We start from the raw sequence: 2,286 nt of genomic DNA, 5'->3' as shown, positions 1-2,286 counted from the left end.
GTGGAACTCGGCCCGGACGGCATCCTGTCGGCCATGGCCCAGGACACCGCCACCGAAGCCGACTTCATCCCCCTCCTGCGCAAGGACCACGACGAAACCAACACCGCCCTCACCGCGATCAGCCGCCTCTGGACCTCCGGCACCGACGTCGACTGGACCGCCGTGTACGCCGACTGGGGCGGCCAGGCTACCGGCCTGCCGACGTATGCCTTCCAGCGCGAGCGGTACTGGCCACAGCCGGGCGTGACGGGTGGGGATGCGGGGGCACTCGGCATCGAGGACGCCCAGCATGCGCTGCTGGGTTCTGTGGTGGCGCTGGCCGAGGGAGACGGGGCGGTGCTGACCGGTCTGCTGTCGGTGGGTGCGCATCCGTGGCTGGCCGATCACGTGGTGTCGGGGCATGTGGTGGTGCCGGGAACCGCGCTGGTGGAAATGGTTCTGCGCGCCGGCCAAGAGGTGAGCTGCGGCCTTGTCCGGGAACTCGTTCTGCGGGCGCCGCTGGTGCTGCCGGAGTCCGGTGGCGTCCAGGTGCAGGTACGGGTCGACGACCCTGACCCGTCGGGCGACCGGCCGGTCCACATCCATGCCCGTGCCGAGGGCACGGACGAGTGGACACTGCACGCTGCGGGTTCACTGGCCGAACAGGCGGATTCACAAGCTGACTTTGACCTTAGTGCGTGGCCGCCGCAGGGCGCGGAAGCGGTGGATGTCGATGGCTTCTACGAGGCGTTGGCGAGCGCGGGGTTCGGCTATGGCCCGGTGTTCCAGGGTGTGCAGGCGGCCTGGCGCGACGCGTCCGGTGTGTACGCCGAGGTGACGATCGCTGAGTCGGCGGACGGGTTCGGTATCCATCCGGCACTCTTCGACGCCGCACTGCACCCCTCCGGTCTCATCCTCGGCAACGACACCGAGGCCTCCGGGCCGCGGTTGCCGTTCGCGTGGTCGGGTGTGGAGCTGTTCGCGGTCGGGGCGACCACGTTGCGCGTCGCGATCCGCCCTGAGGGCGAGGGCATCACCGTCCGGGCGGCCGACGGGACCGGTGCGCCGGTCGCGGTCGTGCGCTCGCTGGTCTCGCGTGCGGTGTCGGCGGAACAACTGTCTGCGGCCGAGCACGCGGATGACGCACTGTTCGCGGTGGAGTGGGTCGCGCTGCCGCCGGGCACTGGTGCCACCGGCGACACGGCGGATGCTCCGGCATGGACGGTGCTGCGCGCTGCTGACGGTTCGGTGGAGCGGGTCCTCGGTGAAGTTCTGCACGGTGTGCAGGAGTGGCTGGCGGATGAGAGCACGTTCGGCACGCGTCTGGCGGTGGTGACCCGCGGCGCGATGCCTGCCGTTTCCGCTGCGGTCGATGTGGTGGGTGCGGCGGCATGGGGCCTGGTGCGCTCGGCGCAGTCGGAGCACCCGGACCGAATCGTGCTGGTCGACGCGGACCCGGCCTCCGATGAAGAGGGCGTGGATCTGGCCCTGTTGGCCGGTGTCGACGAGCCGCAGGTCGCCATCCGCGACGGCGCGCTGCTGGTGCCCCGTCTGGCCCGTGCCGTGAGGAGCGGGCTGGTGCTGCCGGACCACCCCTGGCGCCTGCTGCCCGGGACGGACGGCACGCTGGAATCCCTCCACATCGAGGCCGCCGACACGCCGCCGCTGGAAACCGGCCAGGTACGGGTCGAGGTCCGCGCGGCAGGTGTCAACTTCCGCGACGTGCTCCTCGGGCTGGGCATGTACCCGGAACCGGGCACGATGGGTTCCGAAGCAGCCGGCGTCGTACTGGAAACCGGTCCCGGCGTCGACGACCTCGCAGTCGGGGACCGGGTGTTCGGCTTCTTCGACGGCGCGTTCGCCGCCCAGGCGGTGACCGGCCGGGAGCTGCTCGTGAAGGTTCCGGCGGGCTGGTCGTGGGCGCAGGCGGCAGCAATACCGCTGGTGTTCGCAACCGCCTGGTACGGGCTGCAGGACCTGGCCGAAGTCAGGCCCGGTGAGTCAGTACTGGTCCACGCCGCCGCCGGCGGCGTCGGCATGGCCGCGGTACAACTGGCCCAGCACTGGGGACTTGAGGTGTACGCCACCGCCAGCCCAAGCAAATGGCCCACCCTCATCGCCAACGGGATCGACCCCTCACGGATCGCTTCCTCCCGCGACCTCGACTTCGAGGAACGGATCCACACGGCGACCGACGGCCAGGGCATCGACGTCGTCCTCAACTCCCTCGCAGGCGAGTTCGTGGACGCCTCACTACGCCTGCTCACACCCGGCGGCCGGTTCGTCGAAATGGGCAAGGCCGACGTC

1 protein-coding gene is annotated in these 2,286 nt (G+C 70.6%); it reads left to right on the top strand.

Translation table 11 applies throughout. The annotated features are described in order from the left end of the window. Positions 1 to 33: 33 nt before the first annotated feature. Positions 34 to 2,286: polyketide synthase dehydratase domain-containing protein (locus ABZS61_RS34720; protein WP_356430482.1), on the top strand; the 2,253-nt coding region annotated here is incomplete at its 3' end.

Source organism: Streptomyces sp. NPDC005566 (assembly GCF_040605575.1).
In the GTDB taxonomy this organism is placed as follows: Bacteria; Actinomycetota; Actinomycetes; order Streptomycetales; family Streptomycetaceae; genus Streptomyces.
Note: the sequence above shows the minus strand (reverse complement) of the source record. Positions and strands in the feature narration are given on the sequence as shown.